20 protein-coding genes and 1 riboswitch are annotated in these 15,697 nt (G+C 39.5%); of the genes, 18 read left to right on the top strand and 2 right to left on the bottom strand.

Translation table 11 applies throughout. From position 1 onward, the window contains the following. The first annotated feature begins 79 nt into the window (after positions 1-79). From ACTJKA_RS12175 to sufB, 16 genes are all read left to right on the top strand, one after another. Positions 80-436, top strand: a complete 357-nt coding sequence (locus ACTJKA_RS12175; RefSeq protein WP_008356673.1) for an arsenate reductase family protein — start codon at positions 80-82, stop codon at positions 434-436. Positions 437-502: 66 nt separating this feature from the next. Further along, positions 503-886 carry a glycine cleavage system protein GcvH gene (gene gcvH / locus ACTJKA_RS12170; protein ID WP_008347039.1) on the top strand — a complete coding sequence of 128 codons (384 nt, stop codon included), beginning with the start codon at positions 503-505 and terminating at the stop codon, positions 884-886. Between the two features lie 44 nt (positions 887-930). Then, positions 931-1,167 carry a YusG family protein gene (locus tag ACTJKA_RS12165; protein ID WP_008347037.1) on the top strand — a complete coding sequence of 79 codons (237 nt, stop codon included), beginning with the start codon at positions 931-933 and terminating at the stop codon, positions 1,165-1,167. Positions 1,168-1,298: 131 nt separating this feature from the next. After that, positions 1,299-1,643: a toprim domain-containing protein gene (locus ACTJKA_RS12160; RefSeq protein ID WP_008347035.1), complete on the top strand. Its 345-nt coding sequence runs from the start codon at positions 1,299-1,301 to the stop codon at positions 1,641-1,643. 11 nt (positions 1,644-1,654) lie between these two features. Continuing rightward, positions 1,655-1,957, top strand: a complete 303-nt coding sequence (locus ACTJKA_RS12155) for a thioredoxin family protein (RefSeq protein WP_007500346.1) — start codon at positions 1,655-1,657, stop codon at positions 1,955-1,957. 120 nt (positions 1,958-2,077) lie between these two features. Then, positions 2,078-2,419, top strand: coding sequence for an SCP2 sterol-binding domain-containing protein (locus ACTJKA_RS12150; RefSeq protein ID WP_008347033.1), 342 nt, complete (start codon positions 2,078-2,080; stop codon positions 2,417-2,419). Between the two features lie 102 nt (positions 2,420-2,521). Next, positions 2,522-2,630: riboswitch (SAM riboswitch) on the top strand. A gap of 155 nt (positions 2,631-2,785) precedes the next feature. Beyond that, positions 2,786-3,811 carry a methionine ABC transporter ATP-binding protein gene (locus ACTJKA_RS12145; protein WP_017359288.1) on the top strand — a complete coding sequence of 342 codons (1,026 nt, stop codon included), beginning with the start codon at positions 2,786-2,788 and terminating at the stop codon, positions 3,809-3,811. Continuing rightward, positions 3,804-4,472: a methionine ABC transporter permease gene (locus tag ACTJKA_RS12140; protein WP_025207943.1), complete on the top strand. Its 669-nt coding sequence runs from the start codon at positions 3,804-3,806 to the stop codon at positions 4,470-4,472. Before ACTJKA_RS12145 ends, ACTJKA_RS12140 begins: the two co-directional genes overlap by 8 nt. 14 nt (positions 4,473-4,486) lie before the next feature. Next, positions 4,487-5,308 carry a methionine ABC transporter substrate-binding lipoprotein MetQ gene (gene metQ, locus ACTJKA_RS12135; RefSeq protein ID WP_007500351.1) on the top strand — a complete coding sequence of 274 codons (822 nt, stop codon included), beginning with the start codon at positions 4,487-4,489 and terminating at the stop codon, positions 5,306-5,308. A 103-nt stretch (positions 5,309-5,411) separates the two neighbouring features. Next, entirely contained in the window at positions 5,412-5,780 is a 369-nt protein-coding gene (locus tag ACTJKA_RS12130; protein WP_003212803.1) for a carboxymuconolactone decarboxylase family protein, read from the top strand. A 215-nt stretch (positions 5,781-5,995) separates the two neighbouring features. Then, positions 5,996-6,133 (top strand): hypothetical protein, encoded by a 138-nt coding sequence (locus ACTJKA_RS12125; RefSeq protein WP_008356693.1) that lies wholly within the window; start codon positions 5,996-5,998, stop codon positions 6,131-6,133. A 210-nt stretch (positions 6,134-6,343) separates the two neighbouring features. Next, positions 6,344-7,129: a Fe-S cluster assembly ATPase SufC gene (gene sufC, locus ACTJKA_RS12120; protein WP_007500355.1), complete on the top strand. Its 786-nt coding sequence runs from the start codon at positions 6,344-6,346 to the stop codon at positions 7,127-7,129. 18 nt (positions 7,130-7,147) lie between these two features. Next, positions 7,148-8,461 (top strand): Fe-S cluster assembly protein SufD, encoded by a 1,314-nt coding sequence (gene sufD, locus ACTJKA_RS12115; protein ID WP_017359290.1) that lies wholly within the window; start codon positions 7,148-7,150, stop codon positions 8,459-8,461. Further along, complete coding sequence (locus tag ACTJKA_RS12110) at positions 8,461-9,681, top strand: cysteine desulfurase (protein ID WP_007500359.1); 1,221 nt, start codon at positions 8,461-8,463, stop codon at positions 9,679-9,681. The genes sufD and ACTJKA_RS12110 overlap by 1 nt, the downstream gene beginning before the upstream one ends. Next, on the top strand, positions 9,671-10,117 hold the full coding sequence (gene sufU, locus ACTJKA_RS12105; protein WP_008347017.1) for a Fe-S cluster assembly sulfur transfer protein SufU: 447 nt from the start codon (positions 9,671-9,673) through the stop codon (positions 10,115-10,117). The genes ACTJKA_RS12110 and sufU overlap by 11 nt, the downstream gene beginning before the upstream one ends. Before the next feature lie 17 nt (positions 10,118-10,134). Then, positions 10,135-11,532, top strand: coding sequence for a Fe-S cluster assembly protein SufB (gene sufB / locus ACTJKA_RS12100; RefSeq protein ID WP_017368012.1), 1,398 nt, complete (start codon positions 10,135-10,137; stop codon positions 11,530-11,532). A gap of 88 nt (positions 11,533-11,620) precedes the next feature. Here the strand turns inward: sufB and ACTJKA_RS12095 are convergent, their stop codons facing one another. Beyond that, on the bottom strand, positions 11,621-12,778 hold the full coding sequence (locus ACTJKA_RS12095; protein ID WP_411231103.1) for a tyrosine-type recombinase/integrase: 1,158 nt from the start codon (positions 12,776-12,778) through the stop codon (positions 11,621-11,623). Between the two features lie 16 nt (positions 12,779-12,794). Beyond that, the gene (locus ACTJKA_RS12090) at positions 12,795-13,178 is read right to left on the bottom strand and encodes a helix-turn-helix domain-containing protein (protein ID WP_411231105.1); all 384 of its coding nucleotides are present in this window, start codon (positions 13,176-13,178) and stop codon (positions 12,795-12,797) included. A gap of 159 nt (positions 13,179-13,337) precedes the next feature. Here ACTJKA_RS12090 and ACTJKA_RS12085 point away from each other — a divergent pair, with 159 nt between their 5' ends. Together ACTJKA_RS12085 and ACTJKA_RS12080 are read left to right on the top strand one after the other, a co-directional pair. Next, positions 13,338-13,628, top strand: a complete 291-nt coding sequence (locus ACTJKA_RS12085; RefSeq protein ID WP_411231107.1) for a helix-turn-helix domain-containing protein — start codon at positions 13,338-13,340, stop codon at positions 13,626-13,628. Between the two features lie 30 nt (positions 13,629-13,658). After that, a complete protein-coding gene (locus tag ACTJKA_RS12080) occupies positions 13,659-15,431 on the top strand; it encodes a DUF5906 domain-containing protein (RefSeq protein ID WP_411231109.1) in 1,773 nt (590 codons plus the stop codon). Positions 15,432-15,697 lie beyond the last annotated feature (266 nt).

The raw sequence follows: 15,697 nt of genomic DNA, 5'->3' as shown, positions 1-15,697 counted from the left end.
ACCTTTTTGTAAGCATACATTTAGGTTTTTAACATGTTTTGTGATAAAATGTTGTCACTATTTGCAGGAGGTGAAAATGGTGGCTTTAGATTTTTACGAATACCCATCTTGCGGTACATGCCGAAAAGCAAAGAAATGGCTGGAAGAACACAATAAAGACATCAACAGCATACATATCGTCGAAGAGACGCCTGATAAAGAAACATTAAAAGCCCTTTACGAAAAAAGCGGTTTAGAGCTGAAGAAATTCTTTAATACGAGCGGTCAGAAATACAGAGAGCTGCAGCTGAAAGATAAACTTCCTGCAATGTCAGAGGACGAGCAGCTTGAATTACTTGCGTCTAACGGAATGCTAATCAAGCGTCCAATTACAACAGACGGCAAACGAGTGACAGTTGGATTTAATGAAGATACATTTAAAAGCGTCTGGAAATGATGTAACTTTCATTCAGATTGTGGTATCTTCAATATAGATTGTAAGAAAAGACTGGAGGGGTATGAAATGAGCACACCAAAAGATTTACGTTATTCAGAAGAACATGAATGGGTCAAAGTAGAAGGAGATAAGGTGCGTATCGGTATTACGCATTTTGCTCAATCTGAGCTAGGGGATATCGTGTTCGTTGAGCTTCCTGAAGTAGGAGACAAAATCACAGCGGACGAGCCTTTCGGAAGTGTAGAATCAGTCAAAACAGTTTCTGAACTATACGCACCGATTAACGGCACAATCGTTGAAGTGAACGATGAGCTTGATGACAGTCCAGAGTTCGTCAACGACTCTCCATACGAAAAAGCTTGGATGATCGTAGTAGAGCCAGCGGATGCGTCTGAAATCGAGAACTTAATGACAGCTGAGCAATATGAAGAAATGACAAAAGAAGACTAATTCATGTGAAATTGGACACTCTACCTTTATGGGGGGTGTCCAATTTGTCTTTTCAAAAAGAACAGGTGGATATAACAGAGCATGTCACTGGACGATTCAAAGAGAGCGGCATGGTGCTTTACCATCAAAACGAAGAGATTGGCACGATGATTAGTGAAAATCAATATGAATTAAAATCAGGTTATTCCTATGATCAAAACCGTTTTTATCGTCTGTCAGATACGTTGACCCATGGGACTGAAAAATATGTAGACTGTGACGATGAAAATGGCTGGTGCTAATCACAGATAAGGCTGTAGTGAGTGAATGCTACAGCCTTTTTGTTGATCAAGTGCCCAATCTTTACAACCCGAATGAAAGATTGTAATCTAAGGAAGAAGTGAATCAACGTCAAAAGGGCCAGGTGATCGTGATGAATGTCGAGATAGAAAAGGTCATCATTGTAGAAGGTAAATCAGATAAACAGAAGCTAAAAGAAGTCATAAGTGAACCTGTTACCATCATTTGCACCAATGGCACGATCAGTACATCGAAGCTGGATCAGCTTGTGGACGATTTATTCGGGAAAGACGTTTACATATTAGCAGACAGTGACGATGCTGGCGACAAACTGCGGAAGCAATTCCGAAAAGAATTCCCTGAAGCACTGCATCTTTTTGTCGACAGAACGTACCGCGAAGTGGCCGCTTCACCGTCAGCCCACATTGCATCTATTCTATTAGCTGCAAACATTGATGTTCATTCGAAATATTTATAAGGGTGACGTATATGAAAGAGATTGAAGAGCATGAATTCAAGGAGATAGAGGACGATTTATTTCTTTTGTACTTATATACACCATTTTGCGGAACATGCCAGCTGGCAAAGAAGATGCTGGCAGTGGTTGATGCCATGCAGCCGGAAGTTCCTTTTTATGAAAATAACTTAAATTACTCGCCAAGTTTTGCAAAAGCATTTGAGATCGAAAGTGTCCCTTGCTTTCTCCTGTTTAAAAAGGGTGAAATCGTGCAAAAAGGCTATGCCTTTCACTCCGTTCCATATCTTCACGAAATGATTGAAACCGCTAAATAAAGCGGTTTTTTGTCATATTTCAAGCAATTCATTTGAAAATTTGTCGAGCTATTTATAAAGGACAAGCCGATGTTTGTAGAGAAATGTTATGTATAACCAAATGACAGGGAGGTTATACATGTGGAAAATGTGAAAGCCCATGGAAGTGCAGGGCAGCGATTATTGTTAAAGCCGTTGCTCTCATCATCATCCTTGAAGATTACATTTGAGGCGGAAACGGACTCTTGTACATTGATTGTGGATGAACGTGGTGAAGTGAAGAAACTACCTGCAATTGAGTTATCGGATCTCATCTTTTATGGTGAGCGAAAAGAGATTTTGCAATTATTAGATGGAGACATGTCCTTACAGCAGCTGATCAGCAGAGGACAAGTGAAAGTGAAAGGCTCATTTCGAGCTCTTCTAAGACTAGAAGCGGTACTTTGGCTGACGAACGGTTTTTTTCGAAAAATGATAACGTAGTCGTTTACTTGGAAATTAGCGATTTACAGCGTTGACATATCTCAGATAGCATGATATTCTACGTTAGTAAAAACATGAACATCACATAAAACAACATATTTTCTCTTATTAAGAGAGGTGGAGGGACGTGCCCTATGAAACCCGGCAACCGTCAGCATAGCTGAAATTGGTGCCAATTCACTCAAAGCCGCAACGCTTTGAAAGATGAGAGAAAGGCGTATTTGATATAAAAGGCCTTTCTGCTTGCGTTGCAGTTAGGTCTTTTTTACTGACCTTGCGTCAGGCTAGCGTCATAACAGTCGGAAGAATAATTGAACGTATGTGATGGCAACCTATAGATTCAGCAAGAAAGCAGGTGAACAGACTGTGATCCATTTACAGAATGTATCAAAAACGTATCTTTCAAAAAGCGGAAATGTTGATGCCGTGAAAGACGTCAACTTGGATATCGATAAAGGTGAAATATTCGGAATTATCGGGTATAGCGGCGCTGGGAAAAGCTCCTTGATTCGCCTATTAAACGGTCTGGAGTTGCCAACAGAAGGAATCGTTGAAGTGGCAGGCAACCGGATCAATGAAGTATCGAATGCGAAACTTCGGAAAGCAAGACAAGAAATCAGCATGATTTTCCAGCACTTTAACTTGCTCTGGTCAAGAACAGTGAGACAAAATATTATGTTTCCGCTCGAGATCGCAGGTGTACCAACGTCAAAACGGAGAGCTCGTGCAAACGAACTGATTAAATTGGTCGGTTTAGAAGGAAAAGAAAATGCATATCCGTCTCAGCTCAGCGGCGGGCAAAAGCAGCGTGTAGGGATTGCGAGAGCATTAGCGAATGACCCAAAAGTTCTGCTATGTGACGAAGCCACTTCTGCGCTTGATCCACAAACAACGGATTCCATCCTTGAGCTTTTAGCCGATATTAATAAACGACTAGGACTCACCATTGTATTGATCACACATGAAATGCACGTCATTCGCAAAATTTGTCATCGTGTGGCAGTGATGGAGAATGGCCGTATTGTCGAAGAAGGCGAAGTATTACGTGTCTTCAGACAGCCGAAAGAAGAAATGACGAAGCGATTCGTGAAACAGCTTGCTGAACCAGAAGAAGCAAAAGAAACGATCGAGCACGTCCTAGAGAGAGTAAAAGAAGGTCAGGTCGTCAGGTTGTCCTTTATTGGAGATTCTGCCGAACAGCCGTTGATCACGGAAATCATTCGATCCTTCAAGGTCGATGTGAACATCCTGCAAGGAAAGATTTCTCAAACGCAGGAAGGCGCGTTTGGAACACTCTTTATCCATATTAATGGAGACGAGAACGAAGTTGAAAAAGCCATCGCCTATATCCAAAGCAAACAGGTTGAAATCGAGGTGATGACACATGTTTGAGAAATGGTTTCCGAACGTTGATCTAGAGGTTATTTGGAACGCGACGGGTGAAACGGTGTATATGACACTCATTGCATTAGCGTTTGCTTTTGCTATCGGCATCATCCTTGGGCTGTTGCTCTTTTTGACAAGTAAAGGCGGTTTGTGGGAAAACAAACCAATTAATGCTGTCATCGGCGCAGTAGTCAACATTTTCAGATCGATTCCCTTTATCATATTAATCATTCTATTATTAGGATTTACTAAACTAATTATGGGCACGATATTAGGTCCAAATGCAGCATTACCAGCCCTTGTCATTGGCTCAGCCCCTTTCTACGCACGTCTTGTCGAAATTGCACTGCGTGAAGTAGACAAAGGAGTCATTGAAGCAGCACGATCTATGGGAGCAAAAACGTCGACCATTATTTTCAAAGTATTGCTTCCAGAATCACTGCCAGCCCTTATTTCAGGAATTACTGTAACAGCGATTGCTCTGATTGGCTCTACTGCGATTGCAGGAGCAATTGGAGCAGGCGGACTTGGTGACCTTGCTTATGTAGAAGGATACCAATCTGGTAATACAGATGTCACACTTGTAGCCACTGTGTTTATTCTGATCATCGTCTTTATCATTCAAATAATCGGTGATTTGATTACAAATAAAATTGATAAACGTTAAGGGAGGAATTATTCATGAAGAAATTGATTTTAAGTGCACTATTTCTAGCATTTGCAGGCATTTTAGCTGCTTGCGGTTCATCAAATAACGCAAGCGATAACAAAACCATCACGGTTGCCGCTTCAAAAACACCACATGCCGAGATCCTTGAAGAAGCAAAACCACTTCTAAAAGAAAAAGGCTACGATCTAAAAGTGAAAGTACTGAGCGATTATAAAATGTACAACAAAGCATTAGCTGAAAAAGAAGTGGATGCGAACTTTTTCCAACATATCCCTTACTTAAACGAAGAAAATAAATCAAACAAAGATTACAACCTAGTAAGTGCTGGTGCCGTTCACCTTGAGCCTTTCGGTATCTACTCTAAGAAATACAAATCAGTAAAAGATATTCCAAACGGCGGCACGATCATCATGACAAACAACGTAGCTGAGCAAGGACGTATGCTTGCCCTATTACAAAATGCTGGTGTGATCAAGCTTGATCCAAAAGTAGATACAATCAACGCAACAGTCAAAAACATCAAAGAAAACCCGAAGAACCTAAAATTCAAAAAAATCGCTCCTGAACTAACAGCGAAAGCTTATGAAAACAGTGAAGGCGACGCTGTATTTATTAACGTTAACTATGCGATCCAAAATAAATTGAATCCGAAAAAAGATTCAATCGAACTTGAGCAAACGAAAAACAACCCGTATGCAAACATCGTCGCTGTTCGCAAAGGTGACGAAAAATCAGAGAAGATCAAGGTATTAATGGAAGTTCTTCACTCTGATAAAATCAAAGAATTCATCGACAAAAAGTATGATGGTGCAGTATTGCCTGTATCTGAATAACAACTTGTAAACCTCGCTTCATGAAAGCGAGGTTTTTTTGTGTATTTTTTCAAATCTCGCTCATAATAAAAACGAACAAATGACTTGAAGGGATGGAATGAAGATGAATGAACAACATATGAGCGGATCGATGCAACAATCACTGACGGATTATAAAACGGCAATGGGTGAATTTCAGAAGAAAATGCCGGTGTTTGGCAAGAAATTTAATGAATTTACGGAGCAGTGCTTTCAGAGCGATTCCTTAACACAAAAAGAAAAACAAATGATTGCCCTTGGCATCAGCATTCATGCACAAGATGAATATTGCATGATCTATCATACAAAGGGAGCGCTCGACCAAGGCGCAACAGAAGAGAATTTGCTGGAGGTCGTCAGTGTGGCGGCAGCGTTTGGCGGCGGTGCTGCGCTAAGTCAAGGCATCACAGTTGTTCAGCAATGTATTGATGAATTTGGAGGACAGACGCATTAAGGGAAGGATAAGATGGTATTTTTCCAAATCAGGGAGTTGAGTCGTTCTCAGCCGGTTGTGTGAGAAAATATGCCAGCATAGCGTGTTATATCCCTTTTGAGTGAAGCAGCATGCCTTTGATACAATGAAGCTACACTCAAAGAAGGGAATGGTTTATTATTTGTTCGGACCAGAGTACACTGGGATTGGATTATACCGCCGAGATGGAAAAGGCCATGCATCAATCTCATGGCATGAGTTATGCAGAGTACGAAAGAGACCATGACTTACGAATGAAAGTAGAACTTAAACGAGAGCAGTCCTATCGAGATGAGAAAAGACAGCTCGCAAAAATGAATATACGAGGCTATTGATAGCTAAGGGGCGGGGAGAATAGTTTCCCGTCCTTTCTTTATGAAAACAGTCTTTTCGACATAAATCCTTTTATCTACCTGTATTTTTTGTTAGAATTTTGAGAGCATCCTCTCACGCTTGTCGTGAATGTATTGTATTCACTTTTAATTTGTTATAAAATTAGAATGAGAATAAATTGAGAATAATGATTATTTTGGAGGTATCGATATATGACTGCTTCGACATTAACAATTAAGGACTTGCACGTTGAGATTGAAGGGAAAGAAATCTTAAAAGGTGTAAACCTAGAAATAAAAGGTGGAGAATTCCACGCAGTAATGGGACCAAACGGTACAGGTAAATCTACTTTATCTGCTGCAATCATGGGCCACCCTAAGTATGAAGTGACAAAAGGCAGCATTTTGCTTGATGGCGAAGATGTTCTTGAAATGGAAGTAGATGAGCGCGCTCAAGCGGGTCTTTTCCTTGCAATGCAATATCCATCTGAAATTAGTGGTGTAACAAATGCAGACTTCCTTCGTTCGGCTATTAACGCACGCAGAGAAGAAGGCGATGAAATCTCTCTCATGAAATTCATCCGCAAAATGGACGAAAACATGGAATTCCTTGAAATGGACCCAGATATGGCACAGCGCTACCTAAACGAAGGTTTCTCAGGCGGGGAGAAAAAACGTAACGAAATTCTTCAATTAATGATGATTGAACCAAAAATCGCCATCCTTGACGAAATCGACTCTGGTCTTGATATCGATGCACTGAAAGTTGTTTCTAAAGGGATTAATAAAATGCGAGGCGAAAGCTTCGGCTGCTTAATGATCACTCACTATCAGCGCCTATTGAACTACATCACACCAGATCACGTTCATGTTATGATGCAAGGACGTATTGTGAAATCTGGCGGACCAGAACTCGCGCAGCGTCTAGAAGCAGAAGGTTATGACTGGATTAAAAAAGAGTTAGGAATTGAAGACGAAACTGTTGGTCAAGAAGCGTAAGCGTTAGGAGGATTATTGATGACATTAGAAACGAAATTATCAGTAGATCAAGATTATGTCAAAAGCTTCTCCGAGAAGCATCAGGAACCGGCATGGATGAGTTCCCTTCGCTTACAGGCTCTTGAAAAAGCAGAAGACCTTCCAATGCCAAAGCCTGACAAAACGAATATTTCTAAATGGAATTTAACCAATTTCAAACAGCATACAGTCGAAAGTGCGCCATTTGGATCTTTAGAAGAGCTTCCTGAAGAAGTGAAGTCTCTTATTGATTTAGAGGACACAGATAAGACAGTCTACATTCAGCGTGATCAAACGCCAGCATACTTGTCTCTTTCTAATGAAGCAAAAGACAAAGGCGTGATCTTCACTGATATCCATACTGCGATTCGCGAACATGGAGACCTAGTGAAGAAATATTTCATGACTGATGCAGTGAAAGTGGATGAGCACAAACTAACAGCTCTACATGCTGCTTTAGTGAATGGCGGAGCTTTCCTCTATGTACCGAAAAACGTAGAGCTTGAAGCACCAATTCAAGCCGTTTATCTTCATGAAAATGACGAAACAACGTTGTTCAACCATGTCATCGTTGTAGCAGACGATCATAGTGCTGTGACATATGTCGAAAACTACATCAGTACGGCAACACCAGAAGAAGCGATCTTCAATATCGTGTCTGAAGTCTTCACGGGTGCAAATGCCCGCGTCACTTACGGTGCAGTGGATAACCTTGCAGAAGGTGTGACAGTCTATGTGAATAGACGTGGTATGGCAAATGGTCGTGACAGTAAAATCGAATGGGCGCTTGGTCTGATGAATGATGGAGACGTTGTGTCTGAAAACATCACAAAGCTTATGGGCGACGGTACATTCGGAGATACGAAATCAGTTGTTGTTGGCCGCGGGAATCAAACGGAAAACTTCACAACAAGCATCATCCACTTCGGTAAAAACTCTGAAGGGTATATCTTGAAGCATGGTGTCATGAAGGATCAAGCATCCTCTATCTTTAACGGAATTGGTAAAATCGAGCATGGCGCAACGAAGTCAAATGCAGAGCAAGAATCTCGTGTTCTCATGCTGAGTGAGAAAGCACGCGGTGACGCTAACCCAATTCTTTTAATCGATGAAGATGATGTAACAGCAGGACACGCTGCGTCTGTTGGGCGTGTTGATCCAATTCAACTCTATTACCTCATGAGCCGTGGGATTTCCAAAGAAGATGCAGAAAGACTTGTCATTTATGGCTTCTTAAATCCAGTCGTCAAAGAACTGCCGATTGAAGGAGTTAAAAAGCAGCTCGTTTCTGTGATTGAAAGGAAAGTAAAATAATGAATATCAAAGACGTTCGTGAGCAGTTTCCAATCCTTCATCAGCAAGTGAACGGACATGATTTGGTGTATTTGGACAGTGCAGCGACATCTCAAAAACCACGAGTTGTCATTGATGCAATGAATGAGTATTACCGGTCTTACAACTCGAACGTCCACCGGGGTGTTCATACCCTTGGCACAAAAGCAACGGACGCATACGAGGGTGCAAGAGAAAAAGTTCGAGCATTCATTGGCGCTTCTTCTGTCCAGGAGATTATTTTTACTAGAGGTACAACAACAGCACTGAACACAGTGGCAATCAGCTATGCTAGAGCAAACCTTAAAGAAGGCGATGAGATCGTCATTACGCATATGGAACATCATGCGAATATCATCCCTTGGCAGCAGGCAGCAAAAGCAACTGGCGCCACATTGAAATATATTCCGTTACAGGAAGACGGCACGCTGTCGCTTGAAGATGTGAAGCAAACCATCACACATCAAACGAAAATCGTTGCTGTCACACATGTCTCAAACGTATTAGGAACCATCAACCCAATTAAAGACATCGCAAAGATTGCTCACGATCACGGTGCAATTATCGTCGTCGATGGTGCCCAGAGCACCCCTCACATGCAAATTGATGTTCAGGACTTGGATTGCGACTTTTTCGCCTTCTCTGGGCATAAAATGTGTGGACCGACTGGCATTGGTGTTCTTTACGGGAAGAAGGACCTTTTGAATAATATGGAGCCTGCTGAGTTTGGCGGTGAAATGATCGACTTTGTGGATCTATATGATTCTACATGGAAAGAGCTGCCGTGGAAATTTGAAGCGGGAACACCGATTATTGCAGGAGCAGTTGGACTCGGAAAAGCGATTGATTTCTTAAATGACATCGGTATGGAGGAAGTCAGCCGTTACGAGCATCAGCTTGCGACTTACGCACTTGAGCGCTTTAAGGAGCTTGAAGGTGCCACGGTTTACGGACCGCAGCACCGAGCTGGACTTGTGACGTTTAACTTAGACGACGTCCATCCTCATGATGCCTCAACTGTTCTAGATACGGAAGGTGTCGCCATTCGTGCTGGACATCACTGTGCACAGCCGCTCATGAAATGGCTTGGTGTATCAGCGACTGCAAGAGCAAGCTTCTATCTGTACAACACAGAAGAGGAGATTGACGAGCTCATGGCAGCGCTCCGTAAGACAAAGGAGTATTTTACGAATGTCTTTTAATGTAAACTTAGACACACTGTACAGACAAGTGATTATGGATCATTATAAAAATCCGAGGAACAAAGGTGTGTTAAACGACAGCATTGTCGTCGATATGAACAACCCAACGTGTGGTGACCGCATTCGTCTCACGATGAAAATCGAAGACGAAAAAGTCATCGATGCGAAATTTGAAGGAGAAGGATGCTCGATTTCGATGGCATCTGCCTCTATGATGACGCAGGCGATTAAAGGGAAAGATATTGAAACAGCTTTGAAAATGTCTCAGATTTTCTCCGATATGATGCTAGGAAAAGAATACGACGATTCCATTGATCTTGGTGACATTGAGGCGCTGCAGGGAGTCGCAAAATTCCCAGCGCGCATCAAATGTGCAACATTATCCTGGAAGGCGCTTGAAAAAGGCGCATCTGCCGAAGATAACGGCAAATCATAAGATTGGAGTGAAAATGGATGGCTAAAAAAATGCCAGATGTTGGTGAATATAAATACGGCTTTTCTGATAAAGACGTTTCCATTTTCCGTTCAGAGCGCGGACTGACAAAAGAGATCGTTGAAGAAATTTCTCGTATGAAAGAAGAGCCTCAGTGGATGCTCGACTTCCGTTTGAAATCTCTTGAGCACTTTTACAACATGCCGATGCCACAATGGGGCGGAGATTTAAATGCATTAAACTTTGATGAAATTACGTACTACGTAAAACCATCAGAACGCTCTGAGCGTTCTTGGGATGAAGTACCAGAAGAAATCAAACAAACCTTTGATAAGCTTGGGATCCCTGAAGCAGAGCAAAAGTACTTAGCAGGTGTATCTGCTCAGTATGAATCTGAAGTTGTGTATCACAACATGAAGCAAGATCTTGAAGATTTAGGCATTGTGTTTAAAGATACAGACAGTGCATTAAAAGAGAACGAAGACATCTTCCGTGAGCACTGGGCAAAAGTCATTCCTCCGACTGACAACAAATTTGCTGCGCTTAACTCGGCTGTATGGTCTGGTGGTTCATTCATCTACGTACCAAAAGGCGTAAAAGTAGATACACCACTTCAAGCATACTTCCGAATCAACTCTGAGAACATGGGTCAGTTCGAACGTACACTGATCATCGTTGATGAAGGCGCACACGTGCATTACGTAGAAGGTTGTACAGCTCCAGTTTACACAACAAACTCACTTCACAGTGCGGTTGTTGAAATCATCGTGAAAAAAGGCGGCTACTGTCGTTATACAACGATTCAAAACTGGGCAAACAACGTTTTCAACCTTGTGACAAAACGTACGATTTGTGAAGAGAATGCAACAATGGAATGGATTGATGGAAACATCGGTTCTAAGCTGACAATGAAATACCCAGCGGTCATCTTAAAAGGTGAAGGCGCTCGTGGTATGACATTAAGTATTGCCCTAGCAGGTAAAGGTCAGCACCAAGATGCAGGTGCAAAAATGATTCACCTTGCACCAAACACATCTTCAACGATCGTATCGAAATCGATTTCCAAACAAGGCGGTAAAGTCACATACCGTGGAATCGTTCACTTCGGACGCAAAGCAGAGGGTGCACGCTCAAACATCGAGTGTGACACACTCATCATGGATAACAAATCAACATCTGATACGATTCCTTACAATGAAATCTTAAACGACAACATTTCATTAGAGCACGAAGCGAAGGTATCGAAAGTATCAGAAGAGCAGCTATTCTACTTGATGAGCCGCGGAATTTCTGAAGAAGAAGCAACAGAAATGATCGTCATGGGCTTCATCGAGCCATTCACAAAAGAACTACCAATGGAATACGCCGTTGAAATGAACCGTTTGATTAAGTTTGAAATGGAAGGTTCTATCGGATAATATCCAAAAAACCTTTATATATCGCGGGTTTGAGGGGATTTTATATCGTGCCAACTTGGCTTCGTGCCAAATTCGTGCCAAGTTGAAATTATCTTTTAGTATAGGAGGCGAACTTTTGAAGTTCGTCTTCTTCTATTTTTTCGGTAATATCAAGATAAGTATCTGCTGTTGTTTTGATGGTTTTATGCCCCAATCGATTTGATACATATTTAAGGCTTACACCTGATTCAAGTAGTAGAACTGCATGAGTATGTCTAAAGCCATGGGTGCCTTTATAATCAACACCGGCTTTTTTGCAGTAACCCTGCATGGTATCACGAATCGTAGAAGGTGTTAAATAATGACCGTGACAATTTTGAAAAATGATACCATCTTCATTTTTATGAAATCTTTCATTTCCTAAAATTAATTCATTTTGCTTCAATTTGAACTTCTTTAATTCACGGACTAAATCAGGTTCTATTTTGATCGTGCGATAGGAAGAGGAATTTTTTAATGTTGTCAATTTTACATTGTTATTATCATCACGACTTGTTTGTTTGTCGATGGTGATCTTATCACCATTAATATCTTCCCATCTTAAAGCTAAAGCTTCAGATATCCTTAAACCGGTTTTGCTCAAAAAGTACATAAGCACGTAATAGAGCTGATAATCAGGAAAGCGTTGATGTTTGTATTTTTTCATAAAATCTAATAACTGATTTAATTCTATAAGGCTGAAATATTTCACTTTTTCCTTCTTTATGGCGACAGAATCCTGAACAGGAACTCTTAATTTATCAGCCGGATTTTTTTCAAGAACTTCAAGTTCATGAACGGCATAATGTAAGATGCTTTTCATAACAGAAAGATATTTTAATCTTGAACCAAATGAATATTTTTCTTTTCCGTTTTGGTCTAGTTCACCAAATTTTGCAATCCATCTTTTTATTTCAGGTCTATGAATCGTCATGATTTTTTTATATCCAAAAGTAGGCAAAACGTGATTCCTTATAATTACTTCAATTTGTTTAAATGTCGATTCCTTTACATTAGCTTTTTTATGTTCAAGCCAATCATTCACAACTTCATCAAAAAGCATATTTCGATCATTTATTGTTTGCCCATAATATTTTCTTTCTTCAACTTTTGCTGCTTCAATTTCTGCTTCCTTTTTTGTTCTGAATGTGCCAAGGCTTACTAATTTTCCATCCTTGTGAACCCGTGCCTGCCATTTTCCACTAGCAAGCTTTCTGAAGTTTGCCATGCTGCCTTTTCCCCTTTCAATCCTTTAAAACAATTTCTATAATGCTTTTTATTTTTGCTCTTTCTTCCCTTGTAATAAGCTTTTTTTGAAAAAATAACTTAAGATTGGAATCCAGTAAATAGTAAAGGTCATATCCTGAAGGATTATGTTCCAATTCTTCATATTGCATATCTCCTACTGTTTCAGTTGGTAGATACCCTGCCATCTCTAGCAAATCAGGCAATGGAATATTAAGCCCTGCGGCAATCTTTTCAAGCGTTTCAACTTTTGGAATCCCCCGTTTTCCAGTTTCAACTTGAGAAAGGTAAGAGTGTGCAACTCCTGACAATTCACTAAGTTTTCTAATAGAAAATCCTTTTTCTTTTCTTAATTGCCTTAATTCCTCTCCAAATGCTTTCAATATTTCATCTCCCTCTTTCTTTTTGAATCTATTTTATTTTAATTCATTTGGTTGCAAAAGTAAACCATTTTTCGAGATTGTTTGCAAACGCATAACAAAAAATGTTATTATGCAAACGTGGTTGCAAATAGTAAATAATTTATTGAAAGGAGTTCGCTAATGTTCAACATCAACTTAAATGAGGACGAATTAAAAACGATGTATCTTGAAGAAGTACAAAAACGTTTAGAGGATTGGGAACAACAAACCTTGCTTATGGATATGAAAGAACTATGTAAAATGCTGTCGTTAAGCAGACCAACGGTAGAAAAGCTATTTATATACAATCCCGATTTTCCTTCTATGCGAGTGGGTAAGAAGTGGTTGTTTCCTCGTAAAGAAGTAGAGACATATATCAAGCGCTGGTCAATTGATGTTAGGAAAAAAGGTGGAAGTGTGGATTGCGATTAAATCGGAATGAGATAAAAGGAGAACTTCTAGATGCAAGCAAGAGAAACAGCTGGTGAATATGAAGTAATGGTGGATATATCGGAAGCCGACCTAGATCTTATTGATGATATGATTTATACGTTTAATATTGAAACTGAAATGTGTTGGTTAGACAGTGGTATTCGTATGTGGTTCAAAAAACCTATATTTTATAATCATGAATCAGAAGGGATATGCGCTTTAGGTTTCGAGGTTAAATGGGAGATAGTCAAATGTACTGAAAATGAAATAGTAGAAAAAGAAGATATTGAAAATGAAGGTGTTCGTCAAGAATTACCCGATTTTTTAACTTGCATTCAAGGTGCAGAGTATTTTTATGAAGAGATTAGCGATTATTATCAGGAAACAAAAGAAATAGACAACAGAAAAAATATGTTATTCACTCATAATATCAAAATAAGGCATTTAAATAATCATGAAAGAATTTTAAAGTTTATTAATACCAATTCACCTACCGTTGTATTACAACAAAAAGATTTAGACATTATCATTCAAGATGACACCATCAGGGTTGAAAACAAAAACGAATATGAAGTAGCTAGACAATTGATAGATAAATTAAGAATTGTAAAATTTAATGATTCCTTATTCTTTTATGATCGAAATCATTATTGTAAAGGCGACAATTTTGTTAAAGGTATTGTCGCCCAAGAACTTAAAGGTCAAAAGAGTAGATATACAAACGAAGTCATAAGACAAATAGAAATTTGTGCGCCATTAGTCAAAGTGCCACCGTTTGGTTTGGTTATCAAATTTAAAAATGGGTGTTTGTATAACGGTCAGTGGTTGGATATAGACTATACAGATTTTACTCCTTATTACATTAACCTTTCTTATTATCCCAATGTTGCACCTGTCCCAATTGTGGACAAGTTCCTTAGTACCTTTACGGAAGATGATGAGGCTTACGCTCATTTTATAATGGAAACCATTGCTCATTGTTTAATTACAGACGTTGATGTAAAGCGCTATGAAGATTTTCAGCGGGTTACGTTCTTCAGAGGGGATGGGAAGAACGGAAAAGGCGTATTGCTAAATGTCATACGGGCTTTATTGGGAACTGAGAATGTTTCATCACTTTCGTTAGATCGGATCATTGACGAAAGGTATTTATATACTATGAGGGGGAAATTAGCGAACCTTGGCGATGATATTGAAAACAAGGTAATCGAAGCGAAGAAAATGAAGTTACTCAAGAATTTAGCTGCCTTTGATGTGATAGAGATTAGGAAGTTATACGAACAATCTATAAGTGAAGCCATTACAGCTTCTCAGATTTTTACGACAAATCATAGTTTAAAATCCTTAGAAAAAGGGGAAGCGTGGAAACGAAGGGTGAAAAGTTGTCCAGCGTTTGCTAAACCAAAAGTTAAAGACCCTGATCTTCAGAAAAAACTAACATCACAGGCGGCATTAGAGTATTTGTTGAAACTCGTTATAGATGCATATAAGCGATTATATGAGTTTCGAGAATTTACGGATTCAAAGAAGGTTAAAGAGTATACTGAGCAATACCATGAAGAAAATAATTCTGCTTTAGCTTGGGTTCGTTCAAAAGGAAAAGACTATTTTATTAATAAACGCTCTCCCCAAGTATACAATGACAATAACGGAGACGATTATCTGACTTGGCATAAAGAGAACATCGGTGGAACACCTTTAAACAATAAGCAATTAAAAGAAACTATCTTAGAATTTCATGGCTTAGTTTTCAAAAATACAAGTGTCAAAGGAAAATCGAATTGGTTATTCAAAGAGAAATAAGCTTTATTAAAAACCACAAAAGCCCAATCTTTAACTGGATTGTGGTCGATGTGGTTTTATTGTGGTTGGTCTTAGTTTTACTCTCGCAAGGGATTAACAGAATAAACCACAAAACCACAATATATTTATAAAAAAATAAATAGAATTAATTTTAAGTGAACTTATGTAAGTTCTTTTATTTCAAATATCAGTACCATATTCGGATAGAAAAAAGATAACAAAAATCATCTTGCTCTAAAAAGTAGTAAGAATATTTTTAGAAAAAA

The sequence above is a fragment of the Bacillus sp. 22190 genome (assembly GCF_052045575.1).
Taxonomy (GTDB): Bacteria; Bacillota; Bacilli; order Bacillales; family Bacillaceae; genus Bacillus; species Bacillus altitudinis.
The sequence above is the reverse complement of the archived record's forward strand: the minus strand, read 5'-3'. Positions and strand labels throughout refer to the sequence as shown.